The 19,420-nt window shown below is 67.0% G+C and carries 21 protein-coding genes; 5 read left to right on the top strand and 16 right to left on the bottom strand.

Annotated elements, in window-relative coordinates:
• Positions 1 to 64: 64 nt before the first annotated feature.
• The 7 genes from G6N44_RS23955 to G6N44_RS23925 form a co-directional block, all read right to left on the bottom strand.
• A complete protein-coding gene (locus tag G6N44_RS23955; RefSeq protein WP_163668349.1) occupies positions 65 to 949 on the bottom strand; it encodes a polysaccharide deacetylase family protein in 885 nt (294 codons plus the stop codon).
• Positions 950 to 1,034: 85 nt separating this feature from the next.
• Complete coding sequence (locus tag G6N44_RS23950) at positions 1,035 to 2,348, bottom strand: RNA 5'-3' helicase PhoH2 (RefSeq protein WP_163668348.1); 1,314 nt, start codon at positions 2,346 to 2,348, stop codon at positions 1,035 to 1,037.
• Positions 2,349 to 2,548: 200 nt separating this feature from the next.
• Positions 2,549 to 3,376, bottom strand: coding sequence for an acyl-ACP desaturase (locus tag G6N44_RS23945; RefSeq protein ID WP_163668347.1), 828 nt, complete (start codon positions 3,374 to 3,376; stop codon positions 2,549 to 2,551).
• Between the two features lie 67 nt (positions 3,377 to 3,443).
• Positions 3,444 to 4,907, bottom strand: a complete 1,464-nt coding sequence (locus G6N44_RS23940) for a glycine hydroxymethyltransferase (RefSeq protein WP_163668345.1) — start codon at positions 4,905 to 4,907, stop codon at positions 3,444 to 3,446.
• 75 nt (positions 4,908 to 4,982) lie between these two features.
• Positions 4,983 to 5,351, bottom strand: a complete 369-nt coding sequence (locus tag G6N44_RS23935; protein WP_163660029.1) for a hypothetical protein — start codon at positions 5,349 to 5,351, stop codon at positions 4,983 to 4,985.
• A gap of 311 nt (positions 5,352 to 5,662) precedes the next feature.
• On the bottom strand, positions 5,663 to 6,115 hold the full coding sequence (locus G6N44_RS23930) for a hypothetical protein (RefSeq protein WP_163668344.1): 453 nt from the start codon (positions 6,113 to 6,115) through the stop codon (positions 5,663 to 5,665).
• Between the two features lie 189 nt (positions 6,116 to 6,304).
• Positions 6,305 to 7,552 (bottom strand): DUF885 domain-containing protein, encoded by a 1,248-nt coding sequence (locus G6N44_RS23925; RefSeq protein ID WP_235682860.1) that lies wholly within the window; start codon positions 7,550 to 7,552, stop codon positions 6,305 to 6,307.
• 30 nt (positions 7,553 to 7,582) lie between these two features.
• Here G6N44_RS23925 and coaA point away from each other — a divergent pair, with 30 nt between their 5' ends.
• Complete coding sequence (coaA, locus tag G6N44_RS23920; RefSeq protein WP_163668342.1) at positions 7,583 to 8,521, top strand: type I pantothenate kinase; 939 nt, start codon at positions 7,583 to 7,585, stop codon at positions 8,519 to 8,521.
• Positions 8,522 to 8,603: 82 nt separating this feature from the next.
• Here coaA and G6N44_RS23915 read toward each other — a convergent pair whose 3' ends face one another.
• From G6N44_RS23915 to G6N44_RS23900, 4 genes are all read right to left on the bottom strand, one after another.
• Positions 8,604 to 9,017: a hypothetical protein gene (locus G6N44_RS23915; RefSeq protein WP_163668340.1), complete on the bottom strand. Its 414-nt coding sequence runs from the start codon at positions 9,015 to 9,017 to the stop codon at positions 8,604 to 8,606.
• A gap of 120 nt (positions 9,018 to 9,137) precedes the next feature.
• On the bottom strand, positions 9,138 to 9,563 hold the full coding sequence (locus G6N44_RS23910; protein WP_163668338.1) for a hypothetical protein: 426 nt from the start codon (positions 9,561 to 9,563) through the stop codon (positions 9,138 to 9,140).
• 134 nt (positions 9,564 to 9,697) lie between these two features.
• A complete protein-coding gene (locus G6N44_RS23905; protein WP_163668336.1) occupies positions 9,698 to 11,059 on the bottom strand; it encodes a hypothetical protein in 1,362 nt (453 codons plus the stop codon).
• A gap of 12 nt (positions 11,060 to 11,071) precedes the next feature.
• A complete protein-coding gene (locus G6N44_RS23900) occupies positions 11,072 to 11,866 on the bottom strand; it encodes a (2Z,6E)-farnesyl diphosphate synthase (RefSeq protein ID WP_163668334.1) in 795 nt (264 codons plus the stop codon).
• 56 nt (positions 11,867 to 11,922) lie between these two features.
• Here G6N44_RS23900 and trhA point away from each other — a divergent pair, with 56 nt between their 5' ends.
• The gene (gene trhA, locus G6N44_RS23895) at positions 11,923 to 12,666 is read left to right on the top strand and encodes a PAQR family membrane homeostasis protein TrhA (RefSeq protein ID WP_163668332.1); all 744 of its coding nucleotides are present in this window, start codon (positions 11,923 to 11,925) and stop codon (positions 12,664 to 12,666) included.
• 1 nt (position 12,667) lies between these two features.
• Here the strand turns inward: trhA and G6N44_RS23890 are convergent, their stop codons facing one another.
• Genes G6N44_RS23890 through mca form a run of 4 tightly spaced genes read right to left on the bottom strand, consistent with a single transcriptional unit; the run spans position 12,668 to position 16,214 of the window.
• Positions 12,668 to 13,039: a nuclear transport factor 2 family protein gene (locus tag G6N44_RS23890; RefSeq protein WP_163668330.1), complete on the bottom strand. Its 372-nt coding sequence runs from the start codon at positions 13,037 to 13,039 to the stop codon at positions 12,668 to 12,670.
• A 10-nt stretch (positions 13,040 to 13,049) separates the two neighbouring features.
• Positions 13,050 to 15,089: a thioredoxin domain-containing protein gene (locus G6N44_RS23885; RefSeq protein WP_163668328.1), complete on the bottom strand. Its 2,040-nt coding sequence runs from the start codon at positions 15,087 to 15,089 to the stop codon at positions 13,050 to 13,052.
• Positions 15,049 to 15,351: a hypothetical protein gene (locus G6N44_RS23880; RefSeq protein ID WP_163668326.1), complete on the bottom strand. Its 303-nt coding sequence runs from the start codon at positions 15,349 to 15,351 to the stop codon at positions 15,049 to 15,051. Before G6N44_RS23880 ends, G6N44_RS23885 begins: the two co-directional genes overlap by 41 nt.
• Complete coding sequence (mca, locus tag G6N44_RS23875; protein ID WP_163668324.1) at positions 15,348 to 16,214, bottom strand: mycothiol conjugate amidase Mca; 867 nt, start codon at positions 16,212 to 16,214, stop codon at positions 15,348 to 15,350. Before mca ends, G6N44_RS23880 begins: the two co-directional genes overlap by 4 nt.
• A 127-nt stretch (positions 16,215 to 16,341) precedes the next feature.
• Between mca and G6N44_RS23870 the strand changes: the two genes are divergently transcribed.
• The 3 genes from G6N44_RS23870 (at position 16,342) to G6N44_RS23860 (ending at position 18,201) form a co-directional block, all read left to right on the top strand.
• Positions 16,342 to 16,764, top strand: coding sequence for a DUF4307 domain-containing protein (locus tag G6N44_RS23870; RefSeq protein WP_163668322.1), 423 nt, complete (start codon positions 16,342 to 16,344; stop codon positions 16,762 to 16,764).
• 235 nt (positions 16,765 to 16,999) lie between these two features.
• Positions 17,000 to 17,494 carry a transcription elongation factor GreA gene (gene greA / locus G6N44_RS23865; protein WP_163668321.1) on the top strand — a complete coding sequence of 165 codons (495 nt, stop codon included), beginning with the start codon at positions 17,000 to 17,002 and terminating at the stop codon, positions 17,492 to 17,494.
• Positions 17,495 to 17,529: 35 nt separating this feature from the next.
• Positions 17,530 to 18,201 (top strand): GOLPH3/VPS74 family protein, encoded by a 672-nt coding sequence (locus tag G6N44_RS23860; protein WP_163668319.1) that lies wholly within the window; start codon positions 17,530 to 17,532, stop codon positions 18,199 to 18,201.
• Positions 18,202 to 18,214: 13 nt separating this feature from the next.
• Here G6N44_RS23860 and G6N44_RS23855 read toward each other — a convergent pair whose 3' ends face one another.
• On the bottom strand, positions 18,215 to 19,372 hold the full coding sequence (locus G6N44_RS23855) for a cystathionine gamma-synthase (RefSeq protein ID WP_163668317.1): 1,158 nt from the start codon (positions 19,370 to 19,372) through the stop codon (positions 18,215 to 18,217).
• Positions 19,373 to 19,420: the final 48 nt, after the last annotated feature.

Here is a 19,420-nt window from a genome sequence, read left to right as displayed (position 1 = left end):
TCGTGCCCGGGTCTGTCGGTTAGGGTCTTTGGTCCTCAACCCGACGCGATGTGCGTCTCACTGGTCAGGCCCCGTTGTTGGGGCCACCCGAATTCGCGCCGGGGATGTCGGTGATCGGGAAATTCGGCATCGGTGCCGGCGACGGTGTCGCGGGCAACGACGGGATCTCCTCGGCCGGGATGTCTTTGAGCGCCTCGGCCGGCGGCACGGGCGGACCATTCTCCCGGCTGCCGTAACTGGTGCCGGGCTCACGTTCACCGAGCAGGTGGCTGACGGTCACCAGGTGGTAGCCGTTCGCCTTGAGCACCGGGATGAACTGGTACACCAGATCCACGGTGGACGAGTAGGTGTCATGAAAAAGTACGACAGCACCCGGTTTGATCTGCGTCATCAGCATGTAGCGGGAGGCGGCGAGGTCGGCGTCGTTGGCCCAGTCGAACGGGATGACGTCCCAGTTGATGTCGGCCAACCCCTGCTTGCCGGCCTCGGCGAGCACCTGGTCGTTGATCAACCCGCCTGCCGTGCGCACCAGCTTCGGCCGTTGGCCCGTCGCGGCCTCGATGGCGTCACTGGCCCTGCTGAACTGCGTCGGGATCTCCTCCGGCGGAATGCCCGTCATGTCGGGGTGCTCCCAGGTGTGGCTGCCGACCTCCATGCCCGCGTCGGCGATGCGCCGCGCACCCTCGGGGTTGGCGGCCACCTTGTTCCCGATCAGGAAGAACGTGGCCTTGGCGTCGTTGTCCTTGAGGATCTGCAGCAGCCGGTCGGTGTACGGGCCGGGCCCGTCGTCGAAGGTCAGTGCGATGCACTTCTCGGTCGCACAGTCCACGTGGTCGGGATCGTCGCGACGGATGTGGCCGGTGAGCACTCCCACCACCAGGACCGCGACGGCGGCGAGCACGCCGACCACAGTCCACCGCCACGCCTGGCTGTTGGGAAGCCTCACCACTCCGGCAGCCTACCGGCCTGCGATTTGGGTGCGTTCGGTAACGCCTGGGGGTACCGAACGCACCCAAATCACTCCGGATCGGGACTCAGGGCAGGGCGCCGGGGCTGAACTCCTCCAGCATCTCGGTGACCAGCGCGGCGATCGGCGAGCGTTCGCTGCGCTGCAACGTGACGTGGGCGAACAGCGGATGGCCCTTGAGCCTCTCGATCACTGCCGCGACACCGTCGTGGCGGCCGACCCGCAGGTTGTCCCGCTGTGCCACGTCGTGGGTCAGCACCACCCGCGATCCCGCGCCCAGCCGCGACAGCACGGTCAGCAGCACATTGCGCTCCAGTGACTGCGCCTCGTCGACGATGACGAACGAGTCGTGCAGCGAACGGCCCCGAATGTGGGTCAACGGAAGCACTTCCAGCATCCCGCGGGACAGCACCTCGTCGAGGACCGCCGGGCTGGCCAGCCCTTCGAGGGTGTCGAAGACGGCTTGGGCCCACGGCCCCATCTTCTCGCTCTCGCTGCCGGGAAGGTAGCCGAGATCCTGTCCGCCGACCGCATACAGCGGACGGAACACCACGACCTTGCGCTGAGTTCGGCGTTCCAGCACGGCCTCCAGGCCCGCGCACAGAGCGAGCGCGGATTTGCCGGTGCCGGCCTTACCGCCCAGCGACACGATGCCGACGGATTCGTCGAGCAGCAGATCGAGGGCGACGCGCTGTTCGGCTGACCTTCCCCGGAGGCCGAACACTTCGCGATCACCGCGGACCACCTGCACCCGCTTCTCGGCATTGACCCGACCCAGTGCTGACGAGCTGCCGCCGAGTAACCGAATCCCGGTGTGGCAGGGCAGGTCCCGGGCCTCGGCCAGGTCGATCTCCCCGTCGGCGAACAAGGTGTCGATTTCCTCGGCAGCCACGTCCAACTCGGTCATACCGGTCCAGCCGGACACCACGACATCCTGCGCGTGATACTCGTCGGCGGCCAGACCCACGGCACCGGCCTTGACGCGCAGCGGGATGTCCTTGCTCACCAACGTGACGTGCTTGCCCTCTGCGGCGAGATTGGCCGCGCACGCCAGGATGCGGGTGTCGTTGGTGTCGGTGCGGAAACCTGAAGGCAGTACCGACGGGTCGATGTGATTCAGCTCGACCTGCAGCGTACCGCCTTCTGCCCCAACGGGAATCGGCTGATCCAGCCGTCCATGCTCAAGCCGCAGATCATCGAACATCCGCAGCGCCTGCCGGGCGAACCAACCCAGCTCGTGGTGATGCCGTTTGGCCTCGAGCTCGCTGATCACGACCAGCGGGACCACCACTTCATGCTCGGCGAACCGGGTGCATGCCCATGGATCGGACAGCAACACGGAAGTGTCGAGCACGTAGGTACGGACAGGTGAATCAGTCACGTGGCGCTCCTAGAACCCGCGCGGCCCCACACGAGTTGCTCGGTGGACACTGCGGCACCAGGACCGGAGCCGGTCCTCTCGTGATCTAACCGATCGGTACCGTCCGGACAGCAGAGCATGTCGCTAGCCATCGGATTCGACGCTACTCCCGCGGTGACGGGGTTGCTGGCTGGCGCGCCGGGGGTATGACGCCCGGCGCGTTACGTGTTGATGAACTCCTGGAGCGCGGCTTCATCGGCCAGGCCCCAGGCGGTGATCCGGTCGGAGATGACCTTCGCCAGCGCGGCCTTGTCGAAGATGCCGGTCTCGGCCACCAGCGCGACCTTGTCCTGGTATGCGTCGATGTCCGCGCCGATCACATCGAGCTCGCGGGCGCGGGCGGCGATGGCCGCGACGGTCTCGTCGCGATGGGTCCCCAGCAGGTGCGAGACCAGGTTGGCGAAGAACAGCTCGTGACGCTCCTCGTCGAGGACGATGCGGTCGATCATGGCGCCCAGCACCGGCTCGGCGATCTGCCCCCGCAGGCTGCGGGTGAACACCGCGTGCGCACGCTCGAAGAACGCCATGAACACCAGCGTCTCGAACTGGCTGTAGCGATCGGCGCGGTAACCCTTCATCACGTGCTCGACGCGCACGTCCTCGTTGGCCGTCGGGTCGATCTCGCGGGTGACGACGAGGTAGTTGCGCAGCGCGACGGCGTGCAGGTGCTCCTCGGCGGTCCAGCGGCCCAGGAATCGGCCCCACTTCTCCTCGAGGATGAAGTGCTCGACGAGCTCGCGGTGATAACCGGACAGGTTGTCCTTGGTGATCAGCAGGATCTCCAAGGCATCGGTGACGTGCTTGGGTAACGTCACCGACGACGGATCCCAATCCTGGCCACCGAGGAACGCAAAGTTCTCGCCCTGGTCGAACGGCACGTAATCGTGTGCGTACCAGAGATCCTCGGTATCCAGGTGTCGACGCAGCTCGGCCTCGACGACGGGCTCGAGTTCCAGGGTCAGCGCATTAGCGACAGGTTTCTGTGCCATGCGGTAACTGTAACCCGTGTACACACATTTCTAAAAGTCGGCTCGCTGTGATGTCGAGCGCCCCGACTCAGAGGGTGAGGCCCGGGTACAGCGGGTTCGCGTCGAGCAGCTCCGCAGAGGCGGCGTGTACCCGATCAGCAGTGCCGTCGGCGAGCTTGTACTTGGCCTTCGACGTCCCCTCGGGCTGCGTGTTGGACAGCACCTCGACGATCAGCTCGGCGACCCGGTCGAAGTCGTCGGCGCCGAATCCGCGGCTGGTGAGCGCGGGCGTACCCAACCGCACACCGCTGGTGTACCAGGCGCCGTTCGGATCGGCCGGGATCGCGTTGCGGTTGGTGACCACACCCGCGTCCAGCAGCGCGGACTCGGCCTGGCGGCCGGTCAGGCCGAACGAACGCACGTCGAGCAGCACCAGGTGGTTGTCGGTGCCACCGGTGACCAGGCTCGCGTCCCGCTTGACGAAGCCGTCGGCCAGCGCCTGGGCGTTGTCGGCGACCGCCTGGGCGTAGGTCTGGAACGCCGGCTGACGCGCCTCGGCCAGCGCAACGGCCTTGGCCGCCATGACATGGCTCAGCGGCCCGCCGAGCACCATCGGGCAGCCCTTGTCGACGGCCGGGGCGAATTCCTCGGTGGCCAGCACCATGCCGCCGCGCGGGCCGCGCAGCGACTTGTGCGTGGTGGTCGTGGTGACGTGGGCGTGCGGCACCGGGTTCTCGTCACCGGTGAACACCTTGCCCGCGACCAGGCCGGCGAAGTGCGCCATGTCGACCATCAGGGTGGCGCCCACCTCGTCGGCGATCTCGCGCATCTTGGCGAAGTTCACCCGGCGCGGGTACGCCGAATAACCGGCGACCAGAACCAACGGCTTGAACTCACGGGCCGCGGCGGCCACCGCGTCGTAGTCCAGGAAACCCGTCTCGGGGTTGGTCTCGTAGCTGTGCTGATGGAACATCTTGCCGGAGATGTTGGGCCGGAAACCGTGCGTCAGGTGCCCGCCGGCGTCCAGGGACATACCCAGCAGACGCTGGTTGCCGAGCTTGGCCCGCAGCTTCTCCCAGTCCGCCTCGGACAGGTCGTTGACGTGCTTGGCGCCCAGTTCGGCCAGGCCCGGTGCCTCCACCTTGGTGGCCAGGATGGCCCAGTAGGCAACCAGATTGGCATCGATGCCGGAGTGCGGCTGGACGTAGGCGTAGGGGGCGCCAAACAGTTCACGCGCGTGCTCGGCGGCCAGCGCCTCGACGGTGTCGACGTTCTGGCAGCCCGCGTAGAAGCGGTGCCCGACCGTGCCCTCGGCGTACTTGTCGGAGAACCAGGTGCCCATGGTGAGCAGCACGGCCGGGGAAGCGTAGTTCTCACTGGCGATCAGCTTGAGTGAATCGCGTTGATCGGCAAGCTCTTTGCGGGTAGCTGCCGCGACCCGGGGCTCGACGGATTCGATGACCTGCAACGCTGCCTGGTAGGCGGCACTTGAGGTCTCGGCGTAATCCGCGCCGGAAGCCGCGGGCAAGGTGGATGACGAATCTGCTGCCATGCCGTTTAGCCTAGTCGGGGCGGGTCAGCTCGACGGTCCCGGGCCGGGTTGACCCGACGGCCGCCGGCGGTCAGATCACTTTTTGTGGTTCCACGCGCCACCGGCCTTGCCGTTGGCATAACCGCCGCCAGGCCACCCCTTGCTCCAGTCGTGACCGGCCCAGGCGCCACCGGGCCACCCTTTGCTCCAGTCGTGACCGGCCCAGGCACCACCGGGCCACCCCTTGCTCCAATCCCAGCCGGCCCACGCGCCGCCTGGCCACGGGCTCACGAGAGGAGGAGGCTTTGGCGGGGCCACCGTCTCGCCGTTCAAAACCACGACTGGATCGGCATTGGTCACCATCGCAGGTCCGGCCAGCAACCCGGCCAGGCCCATCGAGCCCACCGCCACGACCGCACCGGCCATGCGCTTGACCCGGTTCGATTTCGTGCTCGTTGTAGTCATGTCGACCCCTTGCTGCCGCTCGGTACGTCGCACGATGCTCAGCAAATATTTTACGCCCGGCTAGCGAGCCCGATCAAGGTACCGGTACGCCAGGAATCGAGAGTCCGACGAACAGCGAATCAAGGTCAGTACTTGCCTTTTCAACTGGGATTTTCAGGAACCAGCCCACCGCAGGCGCAACAAAGTCGGCGGATCAGGTTACAGAACACCAGAGATCGCTCTCAGCAAAGCCAGGACACCTGCGCCGACGACTGGCATCTCGCAAAAAACCGGGGGCCGACCCGTTGGTCCGCCGGTTTGGCGGGCTGCGATCAGCCGCGGTGGAGCCACCCGCCGCCGGCCTTGCCGTGGATCAGCGCGCCACCGCCCTTGCCGTGCGCGAAACCACCACCGGCGGTGCCGTTGGCGTAACCGCCGCCGGGCCACCCCTTGCTCCAGTCGTGACCGGCCCACGCGCCTCCGGGCCACGGGCTGACCAGCGGCGGGATCTCGACGCCGGGGATGCCGGGGACACCTGGGACGCCGGCTCCGCCGGCGATGCCGGTGACGATGGACGTCACCGGATCGCTACCGACCTTTGTGGCCGGAGCTTTTTTGCCGCCGGGCTTGGCCGGTGCCACCGGATCGCTGCCGACCTTCGTGACGGGACTGGCATCGGCGACTGCCGCGGGGCCGACGATGGCGGCGAACCCCATCGCACCGGCCGCCACGACGATGCCGGCGATGCGCGTGATGCTGTTCCGTTTCCCGGGTGTTGCTGACATGTTCATTCCCTTGCCGTGACCCGGCTGCTTCGCCGGGCCCCTCGGCAACCATGTTACCGATCAGTAACAAAGCCGATCAAGCGATTGAGGCAGAGCTCACCTGGAGCAGAAACAGCGACGTCGGCCACTAAACTGGCAAACCGCTGTGCTACCGCTTCGGCGACGCGGGAAATCATGTCCAGGAGTTTGCTATGACGCGCTCCGGAGGGTGGACGGGATCAGCGGCTCGTCGAGCAGCCGCCCGAAGCGTTGGGTCATCGTGACGCCATCGGGTCGGTCGTCGAGCCACCCCCGCAGCAGCCGGTACCCCTCGACGTAGGTGCTGGTGTAGGCCCGCCACAGCGGCGAGGACAAGAACCGCAGCGTCTGCCTGGCCCGGTCACCGCCGACCAGAAGCCAGCGCCCGAGGAACTCCACCACCTCGTCGACGTCGCGATGCTCGTCGTGCAGCATCAACGCGGCGTCCTGGCGCACGTCGGCCAGCCCGGCCACCGCCTCCGAGATCGCCTCGGCGCGCTCCCCGTCGAACCGAAGCCCCAGATCGGCGTAGATATCGGCCGCCCACGCGCCCCAACCCGGCCCGACGATGGCATGCAACGCGAGGTCGGCCAGGCCCTCGGCCATCAGGCACTGCGGGGTGTTGACGAGAAAGATCGTCTGCTCCAGTTGATTTTGACCGGCCACCAGGCCGGCTTCCTTGCGGCAGTGCTCGGTGTGATGGCCTGGGTAGGACTCGTGAGCCACCAGCCGGGGCAGGTTGGCCATCTGCTGTTTGAGGTCGGCGTTGACCGCGACGGTGGACTTGTAGTCACCCAGGTAGTAGTTGAATCCGGACCACGGTTTGTCGGTGACCACCTCATAGGTGACGGTCTCCGTTTCCGGCAGCGGGTAGGCGGCGCGCACCTTGTCGCGCAGGGCCGAGGAGAACGCATGGATGCACTCCTCCAGCCGGGCCGGCGGGATCTCGTCTCCGGTGCGGTGTGCCTGAATACGCGCGGCCAGTGGGCCGGTACCCCCGAGCGCGTCGTCGAGTTTTGCGTGGGCCTGCCGGTACTTCTCCGGGTCGCCCTTGCTGATCCGCACGTCGAAATAGGCCTGCACCTCGTCGACGAATCCGACCTGCTCACCGGCGAACTGTCGGCCCGCGCAGTTGAGCGCTCTCAGATGCGCGGCAATGTATTCGGCGCGGTCCCCATCGAGGTCGTCTGGGATCTGGGTCAGTAGCCGATCCGCTTGCCGAGCAAGATCGGCCGGGTCGGGCGCGGGCTCGTTCTCGACCGCACGGCGCAGCTGCGGGTCCCCGGTGAAGGAGTCGACATACCCCTCCTCAACCCGGTCGAAGCGCAGGCCGAGGAGCAGATATTCGCGAATGAGAGTGGCCGAGTCCGTCACCATGCCGGTTCCGGAGCCCGTCTTTTTCTCGATCCCGTTAGCCATGCCCCCAACCGTAGATGTAAGACTGATCGGATGCCGCGGCCCAGCGAGCCGAGCCCCTATGTGGAGTTCGACCGAAGTCAATGGCGTGCACTGCGCATGTCGACACCGCTGAAACTCACCGAGGACGAACTGCTGCGCCTGCGCGGTATGGGCGAGAAACTCGACATCCTCGAGGTCGAAGAGGTCTATCTGCCCCTGGCCCGTTTGATCCACCTTCAGGTGGCCGCCCGGCAGCGCTTGTTCGCCGCGACGTCGGAGTTCCTCGGCGAGCCGCAGCAGAATCCGGACCGGCCGGTGCCGTTCGTCATCGGCGTGGCGGGCAGCGTGGCAGTCGGGAAGTCGACCACTGCCCGTGTGCTGCAGGCCCTGCTGGCCCGCTGGGGCCACCACCCCCGCGTCGACCTCGTGACCACCGACGGGTTTCTCTACCCCAACAAGGAGCTCAACCGCCGGAACCTCATGCACCGCAAGGGTTTCCCGGAGAGTTACGACCGGCGCGGGTTGATGCGGTTCGTCACCGCGGTGAAATCCGGCGCCGACGAAGTCTGTGCGCCGGTGTACTCACACCTGCTGTACGACATCGTGCTGGGCGAGAAGCAGGTGGTGCGGCATCCGGACATCCTGATCCTGGAAGGCCTCAACGTTCTGCAGACCGGGCCGGCGCTCATGGTCTCGGACCTGTTCGACTTCTCGGTGTATGTCGACGCACGTATCGAGGACATCGAAAAGTGGTACATCTCGCGGTTCCTGACGATGCGCTCGACAGCGTTCGCCGATCCGGCGTCGCACTTCCATCACTACTCGACCCTGACCGATGAGCAGGCCGTGTTCGCCGCCCGCGATATCTGGCATTCCATCAACCGGCCCAACCTGATCGAGAACATCCTGCCGACCCGGCCGCGCGCCACCCTGGTGCTGCGCAAGGACGCCGATCACGCGATCAACCGGCTGCGACTGCGGAAGTTGTGACCAGCGCAGTTCCGGTCGCCGCTTATCTGCCAGGCACGCAGATCGCCCAGAGCCGCACCGGCTCTGGGCGATCGCAGGTCGGTCAGGCCGGGATCCGTTTGACCCCGACGTACTGCCACTCGGCCATCGCCAGCGTGTAGATGCCGGTGGCGATGACGACCACCACGCCCGCGGTGGTGAGTGCCATCGTGAAGACGGCGATCAGGGCGATCACAGTGCAGGCCGCGTTGGCGATCACGGTGCCGATGCCGGCGGGACGCACCCGCTCGATGCCCGCGAGCGCGAACACCACGATGCCGTAGACAACCGAGAAGATGCCGACGCCGTATTCGACCGATTTCGGTAGCCCGGTGAGGTCGGAGAAGTACCCGGCTGCGGCCAGCAGCACGATCCCGACGATGCCCACGAATACTGCGTCGACCCGCATGGCCAGGCGCAGTAGCGAATCGGTTCCCTTCCTGGTGGCGGTGGATCCGGTGGCGGTGATGGCGGTCATGATTCTCCTTCTCTCCGGTGTGATTTCTTTGTCGTGCATTGACGTCGTGCGGTGGAGCACGGTGCGGGGATACGCGCCGTAACCTCTTGCGGCGGCACCCCGCACCGGCTCGGCAAGGAGTCACGCCAGACGGCGCACTCCGCGGTACTGCAGCCAGGCCAAGACGGCGGTGGCGCTGACGAATCCGAGTACCAATTCATCGCCGGTCCCGGTCAAGGCCAACCAGCCGACCCCGATCGCGATGACCGTCACGACCGCGAATGCCACGTTGCCGGCGAGGACTGCGATGCCCACCGTCCGGATGCGCGGGGCCGCGGCCAGGACGTACAGCAGCGCACCGTAGCCGACCAGGCCGGCTCCGACGACCCACCCGGCGGTGGCCGACAGGCCTGCGATGCGCGCCAGTCGATCGGCGGCCATGGCCACGAGCAGGCCGACGCCGGCGCACACGGTGGCATCAGCCCGCAGGGCGAAGCGCAGCAGGGAATCTCCCGACGCCGTCGCGGTTGTCGGGTCGGTGAATGTTCGGTGCAGGGTCGCGGTCATCTCAGACTCCTCGGCGATGAGCGTGTCGATTGGTGGAACACCTCCGACACTGCTCACCAGCCGCTGCCAGATCGACGCCAAACACTGCCAAGCACTGCCAAGCCCAGGTCAGCCCGGTTGAGGCGGTGGGGGCGTCAGTCGTTGGCGGTCACCAAGGCGCCACGCAGGTCGGCGGCGATCACGCGCGCCGCGGCGTTCTGCCAGTTGTGCAGCGACCGCTGCGGCACCTCGGTGACGAACCACTGCCAGGCCTGCCGCGCCACCGGGTCGAGCCCCGCGGCGGTGGCGTTCTGCGCGTAGGCGCGGACCCCGACGACGTACGGGAAGTACAGCGAGTTGTAGTGGCGCCATTGCTCGGTGGTGCCGAAGTCGCCGCCGTCGCGGGGCTTGAGCGCGGAGATGCGGTCGGCCAGCAGCGCCTTGAGTTCGTTCGCGCGTTCCAGTGGCTGATCGGGTGCCCCGCGCCGGGCGAGCCGGGCGTCGATGACGGGCAGCGAGGTCAACGGGCTGGCGACCAGCTTGGACAGATCGCCGTAGTGGCCCAACGCGCGCCGGGTGAGCCGGGTGAAGGCGTCGTCGTCGATACCGCCCAGCGGGTGATCCGATCGCAGCGGCAGTGCAGCCTCGGTCTGGCGCAACACTTCACGGTCGGCACGCAGGTCCGGAGACCGGGAAAAGGCCAGCCGGTCGAACAGGCCGGCCAGCGGATCGGCCAGTACCTCCACCGCGACCGCGACGGCCAGGCTGGTGAACAGCAGGATCGTCATGACGGTACGGCCGGTACCGGCGTCGAGCACGATCATCCCGATCAGGGCTTGAGCGGCGAACGGCACGGCAATCACCAGCGTGCCGATGATCGAACGACGCATGTCCGCCCGGAGCGCCTGACCTTCGTCGAAGGCATCCCAGATCGCGACCGCCACCCCGAGCAGCGCGACGTCGAATCCGGTGGAGGCCAAGGCCAGCCAGCTAGGAACCAACCCGAGTGGGATCACCAGGATCGCGTTACCCAGCGCGAAAAACAGCGTCGCCACGATGATGAAGCCCACCACCGACCCGGGTTTGGCGCCGCCGACCACGGCCTTGACCATGGCGCCCAGCGCGGACAGCGAGATGACCGCGAACATCACCCAGTGCCCGGTCCGCAGCGGGCCGTCGACGCTGCCCGCGAGCCCTGCCCCGGCGAAGGCCAGGACCGCGACGGCAAAGATCGCGGCGATCTCACCCACCCGCGACCGGAAGGAATCCGCCGGGCGGGCAAGCTCGACCATCACCGCGAACCAGGCGATGCCCGGCAGCGCCACCAGATAGATCTCGATGCGGCTGAGCACTTCCGAGCCGGTGACCAACCGGACCGCATCGAGCGCGACGACGCCCGCGAAACTGGTCAGCCCCAGCGACGCGAGAACCAGGACCGGTTTACCCGGGTCGCGGGCGAGCAGGTAGAGGCCCAGCCACCAGCTGAGCGCGAAGACCACTGCCGACAGCGCAGCCATGGCCCCAGTGTCTCACTTTCCGAAGCGACGATGCCTGGCGGTGTAATCGCGCAGGGCGCGCAGGAAGTCGACGCGACGGAACGCGGGCCAGTGCGCCTCGGTGAACCACATCTCCGAATATGCGCTCTGCCACAACAGGAATCCGGACAGCCGTTGCTCACCCGAGGTGCGAATGACGAGATCTGGGTCGGGTTGGCCGGAGGTGTAGAGGTTCTCCGAGATCCCCTCGACCGTGACCGCTTCCACGAGTTGTTCGGCGGTCGCCCCGTCGGCCAGTTGCTTGGACAGCAGTGCCCGCACCGCGTCGACGATCTCCTGACGTCCGCCGTACGCGACGGCGACGTTCACATGAAAAGTGGCAGCACTTGCCGGCGTCGTACTCTCCACCGCGTCACGCAACCGCCGGGCCGTTTCCTCCCCCAACAACCCCAGGTCACCGACGGTGCGCACGCTCCACGTGTTCGACGGGGCGCAGATCTCCTCGACCACATCGGTGATGATCTCGATCAGGGCGGATAATTCTTCTGGGTCGCGCTGCAGGTTCTCGGTCGAGAGCAGGTAGACCGTCGTCATCTCGATCCCCGCGGCCTGACACCAGCGCAGCATCTCGGCGATCTTGGCCGCGCCCATCCGGTAACCGATGCTGACATCGTCGTAACCTGCGTCACGCGCCCAGCGACGGTTCCCGTCGCACAGCACTGCGATATGGCGAGGCAGTTCGGATCTGGACTGCGCCAGTTCGTGACGCAACCGCATCTCGTAGAGCCGATAGGCCGGTTCCTTGAGCCGCGGGGGAATGATGTCCACGAGAGTCCAGACTACTGTGAGCGTCGGGGTACACCACGGTTCTCAATGGAGGTGACATGACTGCGCCGACAGGTAGCACCAAGCCCTACCGCTCAGCGGCCGCGACGAGCAAGCCCGCGGAAGATCTGCCGGAGGCGGTCGCCGAAGGTGTCGCCCAGTTCCTGGGCAGGCCCCGCGCGCGGGGCTGGATCCACGTGTACTCGGCCATCGTCGCGTTCATCGCCGGGGCAGCCCTGGTGTCGGTGTCGTGGTCGGTGGAGTCCACCCGCGCGGGCCTGGCGACCCTGCTCTACACCTTCACGATCGTGGCGATGTTCACCGTCAGCGGCACCTATCACCGGGTGACCTGGAGATCGGCGAACGCCCGCAAGTGGATGAAGCGCCTCGATCACTCGATGATCTTCATCTTCATCGCCGGGAGCTATACCCCGTTCGCACTGCTGGCGCTGCCCGAATCCAAAGGGATGGTGCTGTTCTGGATCGTCTGGGGTGGCGCGATCGCGGGTGTGCTGCTCAAGATGTTCTGGCCGTCAGCACCACGCTGGCTGGGCGTCCCGCTCTACATCCTGTTGGGCTGGGTCGCGGCCTGGTTCATCGGGCCGATCATGCACGGGGCCGGTGTGGCCGCGGTGGTGCTGCTGATCGTCGGCGGCGCGCTCTACAGCATCGGCGGCGTCTTGTACGCGCTCAAGTGGCCCAACCCGTGGCCGACCACGTTCGGCCATCACGAGTTCTTCCACGCCTGCACGGCGGTAGCGGCGATCTGCCACTACATCGCCATGTGGTTCGCCGTCTTCTGAGCTACAGCTGGGTGATGTCGGCCGCCGACCAGTACGCCTTCATCGACGTGATGTTGCCCTCGGCGTCGAACGTCATGACTTCCATCGGTTCGATGCGCATCGCGCCGGCGATGGTGATGGCGAACAGGAACGCCGCCTCGTGTCCACCCGGGCGGAACTGCAGCAGCTCGGTGCCGATGCTGCCGGCTGCCTCCATGTTCTTGTAGAAGCCTTCGATCGCCTGGCGTCCGATGTGCACCTCGCCGCTACCCACCGGGTCCTCCAGCGTCGCGTCGTCGGCGTAGAGCGCGGCGACGTCGGCCGCGGAGCCGCCGGCGACGGTGTCGAGATAGCGCTTGACGAAGGACTCCAGCGTTGCAGCATCGTGGCTCATGGCCGCGAGGCTACACGCCGCCACTTCTACCGTCCGGCGGTTGGCCACCCAGCGAGACCGCGAGATCCCCGACCGTCGTGACCGGCAGATCACACACCGTCCCACGGCACACATAGGCCGCGTCGGCGCCGTCCACCCGGTCGCGCCCTTTGAGCAACGGCGAGGAGTCTGCGCCACCTGGGGCGCCGCCGATCACCAGAGCCCCGCCGGGGGCCAGCCGGCGCGCCGCGGACAGCAGCGGCGAGGCCGGATCACCGGCCACCGCGATCTGGATCGGCCCACTCACCTGCGCCTCGGCCACTGCGAGCCAGTGCCCGCCCGAGCGGGCCGCGCGGGCCAGGATCGGTGTGGCCGAGGACAGAGTCGCCTGTGCCGCATCCACATAACGCTGGGAGCCGGTCAGATATCCCGCCGCCTGCAGGGCCTCGGCGATCAGCGCGGCGCCCGACGGCGTCGCACCGTCGATCGGGTCGGCGGGACGCACCATCAACGGCTCGGCGTCGTCGGCGGTGTCGAACCAGCGGCCCGGCTGATCGGGATCGGCAAAGTGTTCGAGCGCGATATCCAGCAGGCCGACGGCCTCGTCCAGCCCGAACCCGGCGAGTTGGTGCAGCGTCAGCAATGCGGTGGCCAGCGCCGCGTGATCCTCCAGAATCGCCGCGCTCTCCCCCACCCGGCCGCCCAGGCCGGCCCGACGCAGCCGGCCGTCCACCAAGTGCAGGTCCAGCAGTTGGCGCGCGCATCCGACTGCTGCAGAGAGTAATTCGGGCTGCTCGAGTGCCACCGCGGCTTCGGCCAGCGCGGTGATGGCCAGGCCGTTCCAGGCGGTCACCACCTTGTCGTCGCGGGCCGGTTGGGGCCGCAGGGCGCGGGCTGCCAATAGTCCCGCACGCACCGACGCGAACCGCGCATCGTCGTCGGGATCGCGGTGCAGTTGCAGCACCGAAGCACCGTGTTCGAACGTGCCGCGCGCGGTGACACCGAAAAGTGAAGCCGCCCAAGCGCCGTCGTCCTCCCCCAGAACGGAGCGCAGCTCAGCCGGCGTCCACACGTAGGTCAGCCCTTCGTGTCCGCCGGCGTCGGCGTCCAGCGAGGAGGTGAACATGGCACCCGCACCCAGATCCGACATGATGAACGCGGCTGTCTCTGCGGTCACCCGGCGCGCCAACGGATCCCCGGTACGCCGGGCCAGGTGCGCATACACCCGCAACAGCAGCGCGTTGTCGTAGAGCATCTTCTCGAAGTGCGGCACCACCCAGTGCGGGTCGACGCTGTAACGAGCGAAGCCCCCGGCCAACTGGTCGTAGATCCCTCCGCGGGCCATCGCGGCGCACGTCCGCTCGACGGCCCCCAACGCCGCTGCCGAACCCGTGCGTTCGTGGTGGCGCAACAACGCCTCCAACAACGCCGAGGGTGGGAATTTCGGTGCGCCCCCAAAGCCGCCGTACGACATGTCTTCGTCGTTCAGCACAGCGGCCACCGCGTGATCGCACAACTCATGCCCCACCGGTTCGCCGCCGCCGGGCAGCCCAGCTGACATCGAGCGCAACTCGTTGGCGATCTGATCGGAGGCCCGCTCGACCTCGTCGCGCCGGTCCTGCCAGGTTTCGGCGACCGCGTCCAACAGTTGCAGAAACCCGAGCTTCGGGTAGTAGGTGCCGCAGAAGAACGGCCGGCCGGCCGGGGTGAGGAAGCAGGTCATGGGCCAGCCGCCCTGCCCGGTGAGCGCAACGGTGGCGTTCATATAGACGGCGTCCAGATCCGGACGCTCCTCGCGGTCGACCTTGATGCAGACGAATCCGTCGTTGAGCACTGCGGCCACGTCGGCATCTTCGAACGATTCGTGCGCCATCACGTGACACCAGTGGCACGCCGCATATCCGATGGACAGCAGGATGGGGACGTCCCGGGAGGCGGCTTCAGCGAGCGCCTCGGGCGTCCATTCTCGCCAGTGCACCGGGTTGTCGGCGTGCTGGCGCAGGTACGGGCTGGTGGACCCGCCGAGCGTGTTACCCGCTACCGGGCTCACGTGGCCGACCTTGACGGTCATCGGGGGCGCCGTTCACTGCGCCGTCACCGGAGCCGTCGGCGGTGCCTTCGTCGGCAGCCTGGTCGGGCTCGGGGTGTTCCCGGTCGAAGGACTCGGGCAGCTTGCGCAGGTGGCGGTTCATCGACCACACCAGCGCAAAGGTGCCGATCAGCAGCGCCACCGTGACCAACAGGCCGAGCGGGGTCGCCTTACCGAACTCCGGGCCGGTATTTCGCGGCTCGTCGGCGAGCAGTGTGACCACTGCGGTCAAAGTGTCGATCATTTCTCAATCCCGGTGAACAGGTCGTCTTCCGGCAGGGTCACCGGCACACGCGACCGCGCCAATTCGAACTCCTCAGTCGGCCAGAGCCGCTGCTGCCACTCGATCGGCGCATGAAAGAAATCGCCTTTCGGGTCGATCTGCGTCGCATGTGCGCGCAGTGCATCGTCACGCTGACTGAAGTACTTCGAGCATTCAACACGGGTGGTGACCCGCTTGGCGAACGGGTCGTGGTCCGGGTCCCAGTGTTCCAGCCATTTACCGAAGGGGCCCAGCCGACCGTTCTTGGCGAACTCGTCCTGCAGCAGTTGCATGCGCTCACGGAGGAAGCCGTGGTTGTAGTACAGCTTCGAGACGTTCCACGGCTCCCCGACCTCGGGGTACAGCCGGTGGTCTGCGGCCGCCTCATAGGCCGCAACCGAGACCTCATGGCAGCGGATGTGGTCGGGGTGGGGGTAGCCACCGTTCTCGTCGTAGGTGGTCAGTACGTGCGGTTGGAACTCCCGGATCACTTGGACCAGACGGCTGACCGGCTGGACGAGCGGTACGCATGCGAAGCATCCGTCCGGCAGCGGGGGCAGTGGGTCGCCCTCGGGTAGGCCCGAGTCGACGAATCCCAGCCAGCGATGCTCGACGCCCAGGATCTCGGCCGCCTTGGCCATCTCGTCACGGCGCACCTCGTGGATCCGGCCGTGTACCTCGGGGAGGTCCATTGCCGGATTGAGTATGTCGCCGCGCTCGCCGCCGGTGAGCGTCACGACCATGACGCGCACACCTTCGGCCGCGTAGCGCGCGGTGGTAGCCGCACCCTTACTGGACTCGTCGTCCGGGTGGGCATGCACCGCCATCAACCGCAGTTCACTCATTTCGCTTTCATCTAACTACGGAGCCCTCTGACCTATGCCCGATACCTACCCGCAGCCGCCCTCAACCCGTCGATCCGCTCCCTGGGCGTCGGTGGCCAACCTGTCTCGCCCTATAGTTCCAGTTCTGATGATCGAACGCCCCGCCGCCCGCTACGGATCCCGCCAAATTCCCCGCCGGACCCGGCGGTGGATCACGTTCGCACTGGTCGGCCTGGTGGCGACGGCGGGTGTGATCCTCGCGATCGTGGCTTTCCAGCGCTTGGGTACCGGCGAGGTCAAAGGCGAGTTGTCGGCCTACGAACTGATCGACAACCAGACGGTGTCGGTGACGATCGGCGTGACCCGTCCCGACCCCTCGATACCGGTGGTGTGCATCGTCCGGGCACGCTCGATCGACGGCAGCGAGACCGGCCGACGCGAGATCCTGGTCGGCCCGTCCGATCAGATGGTCGTGCAGGTGACCGCGGACGTGAAATCCAGCCGACCTCCCGTGATCGGCGACGTCTACGGGTGCGGGACGGATGTGCCGTCCTACCTGGTAGCGCCCTGATCTCGACGCCGGCAACCAACGTCCGACAGCGATTAGGTGAAGATTCGTCGGCGTCTCGGTGGTACGATTGTGCGATACACGGTTCCTGGCTTGGGGCCGTGTATTGCTGCATTAGCACTCGGTTAGGTGCTGAAGCCCGCGGCAATACACCTGCGCCCGGCCCGGAAACGACGACTTCGCATGCGGGGAAGGCGTGGGAGCGCCGCATGACCAGGACAGACGGGAGCACGAGAACATGACCGATACACAGGTCACCTGGCTCACTCAGGATGCATTCGACCGGTTGAAGGTGGAGCTGGATCAGCTGATCGCCAACCGGCCGGTGATCGCCGCCGAGATCAACGACCGCCGCGAAGAGGGCGACCTGCGCGAGAACGGTGGGTACCACGCCGCCCGCGAGGAGCAGGGCCAGCAGGAGGCCCGCATCCGCCAGCTGCAGGAGCTCCTCAACAACGCCAAGGTCGGTGAGGCACCCAAGCAGTCCGGTGTCGCACTGCCCGGCTCGGTCGTCAAGGTGTACTACGACGACAAGAAGGACGACACCGAGACGTTCCTGATCGCCACCCGCCAGGAGGGCATCAGCGTCGGCAAGCTCGAGGTGTACTCCCCCAACTCACCGCTGGGCAGTGCACTGATCGACGCCAAGGTCGGCGAGTCGCGCACCTACACCGTGCCGAACGGCAACACCGTCAAGGTCACCCTGGTCAGCGCCGAGCCCTACCACGACTGACGGGCCGGTACGGGGGAAGCACTACAGTCGGGGAAATGGCGCAGATCGCCGAAGACCTGTTCTTGCTGTTGCTGGACAACGCAGCCGCGCAGCCCGGGCTTGACCGCCATCGTCGGGAGAAAGTACTCAGCGCCGCAGTACTACTGGACTTGGCGTATGCCTGCCGGATCCGCCCTGCCATGGCAGGTGAACCGATCGAGGCCGGCCGTTTGATCGCGCTGGCCGGCGATTGGCCCGCCGATCCGATCGGAGACCCGGCGTTCGAACTGCTGCAACGCCGGCCATTGTCGGCCGAGTCCACGCTGACCAAGCTCGGCAAGCACACCCAGCTCAACCTCGAGCAGCATCTGGAACGCGTCGGTCAGATCCGCCGGGTCCGCACACCCGGCAAAGGTTTTCCGGGCAAGCCGGTCTACTGCTGGCCGCTGACCAACCGAGACCGGGTCAGCCGGGCTCGGGAGGCCCTGCTGGCCGCACTGTTCGAGGGCCACAACCCGGTGCCGGCCATCGCCGCGATCATCTGCCTGCTGCATGCGGTTGACGGGCTGGGCGCGATACTGAGCCTCAACGACCGGGGCTGGCGCTGGGTACATGCCCGGTCCACCGAAATCGCCACGGGCATCTGGGTGGACGACGCCGCGTCGGCACTGCCCGAGATGAATCTGGCAGTGACGACATCGGCGTTGCGCCCGGCCCTGATGGCCTAGCGTTCCCGGCGCGTCAGGACTTGAGGGCCTGCTCCAGGTCGGCCAGCAGGTCGGCAGCATGCTCGATACCCACCGACAGCCGCACCAGGTTGTCGGGCACCTCCAGCTGCGAGCCCGCAGTCGACGCATGCGTCATGGCGCCTGGGTACTCGATCAACGACTCCACCCCGCCGAGCGACTCTGCGAGAATGAAAAGCTCAGTGCGCGAGCATAATTCACGTGCCGCGCGAGGCCCACCACGCAGTTGCAGGCTCACCATGCCGCCGAAACCGGACATCTGCCGCGCCGCCACATCGTGGTTGGGGTGACTGGCCAGACCGGGATAGAGCACGGTCTCGACGGCGGGATGGCCCTCGAGGAATTCGGCTACCAGCGCGGCATTCTCGCTGTGCTGACGCATCCGCAGCACCAGCGTCTTGAGCCCACGCATGGTCAGGTATGCGTCGAAGGGTCCCGGCACGGCACCGGCGCCGTTCTGCAGGAATGCGAATGCCGCGTCGAGTTCCTCGTCGTTGGTCAGCAGCGCACCGCCCACCACATCCGAGTGCCCACCGATGTACTTGGTGGTCGAGTGCAGCACGATATCGGCACCCAGCAGCAGTGGCTGCTGCAGTGCCGGTGAGGCAAAAGTGTTGTCCACCAACACCTTGACGCCCGAAGACGACGCGATCTGGACGATCCCGGGGATGTCCGCCACGCTCAGCAGCGGGTTGGTGGGCGTCTCCACCCAGATCAACCGGGTCCGCGGGGTGAGCGCCGAGCGCACCGCGTCCAGGTCGCTCAGCGGGACCGGGGTGTGGGTGACCCCCCACTGCGAGAACACCTTGTCGATGAGGCGGAACGTACCGCCGTAGGCGTCATCGGGAATCACCACGTGGTCCCCGGGCCGCAACACCGCGCGCAGGGCGCAGTCGGTGGCGGCCATGCCCGAACTGAAGGCGCGCCCGTAGGCGGCTTCCTCGACCGCGGCCAGCGCCGATTCCAGCGCCTGCCGGGTGGGATTTCCGGTACGGGCGTACTCGAATCCACCACGCAACCCGCCGACGCCGTCCTGGGCGAAGGTCGAGCTGGCGTAGATCGGGGTGTTGACGGCTCCGGTGCCCGGATCGGGTCGGTAACCGGCGTGGATGGCTTTTGTGGCCAGACCGTGCCACCTGCGCTGTTCACTCATAACGTGACGAGCCTATCGGGGTGGGTGCAAGCGTGCCCGGCCGGTCAG

Origin of the sequence: Mycolicibacterium alvei (genome assembly GCF_010727325.1) — a bacterium.
Taxonomy (GTDB): Bacteria; Actinomycetota; Actinomycetes; order Mycobacteriales; family Mycobacteriaceae; genus Mycobacterium; species Mycobacterium alvei.
This window is presented reverse-complemented; position numbering and strand designations above follow the sequence as displayed.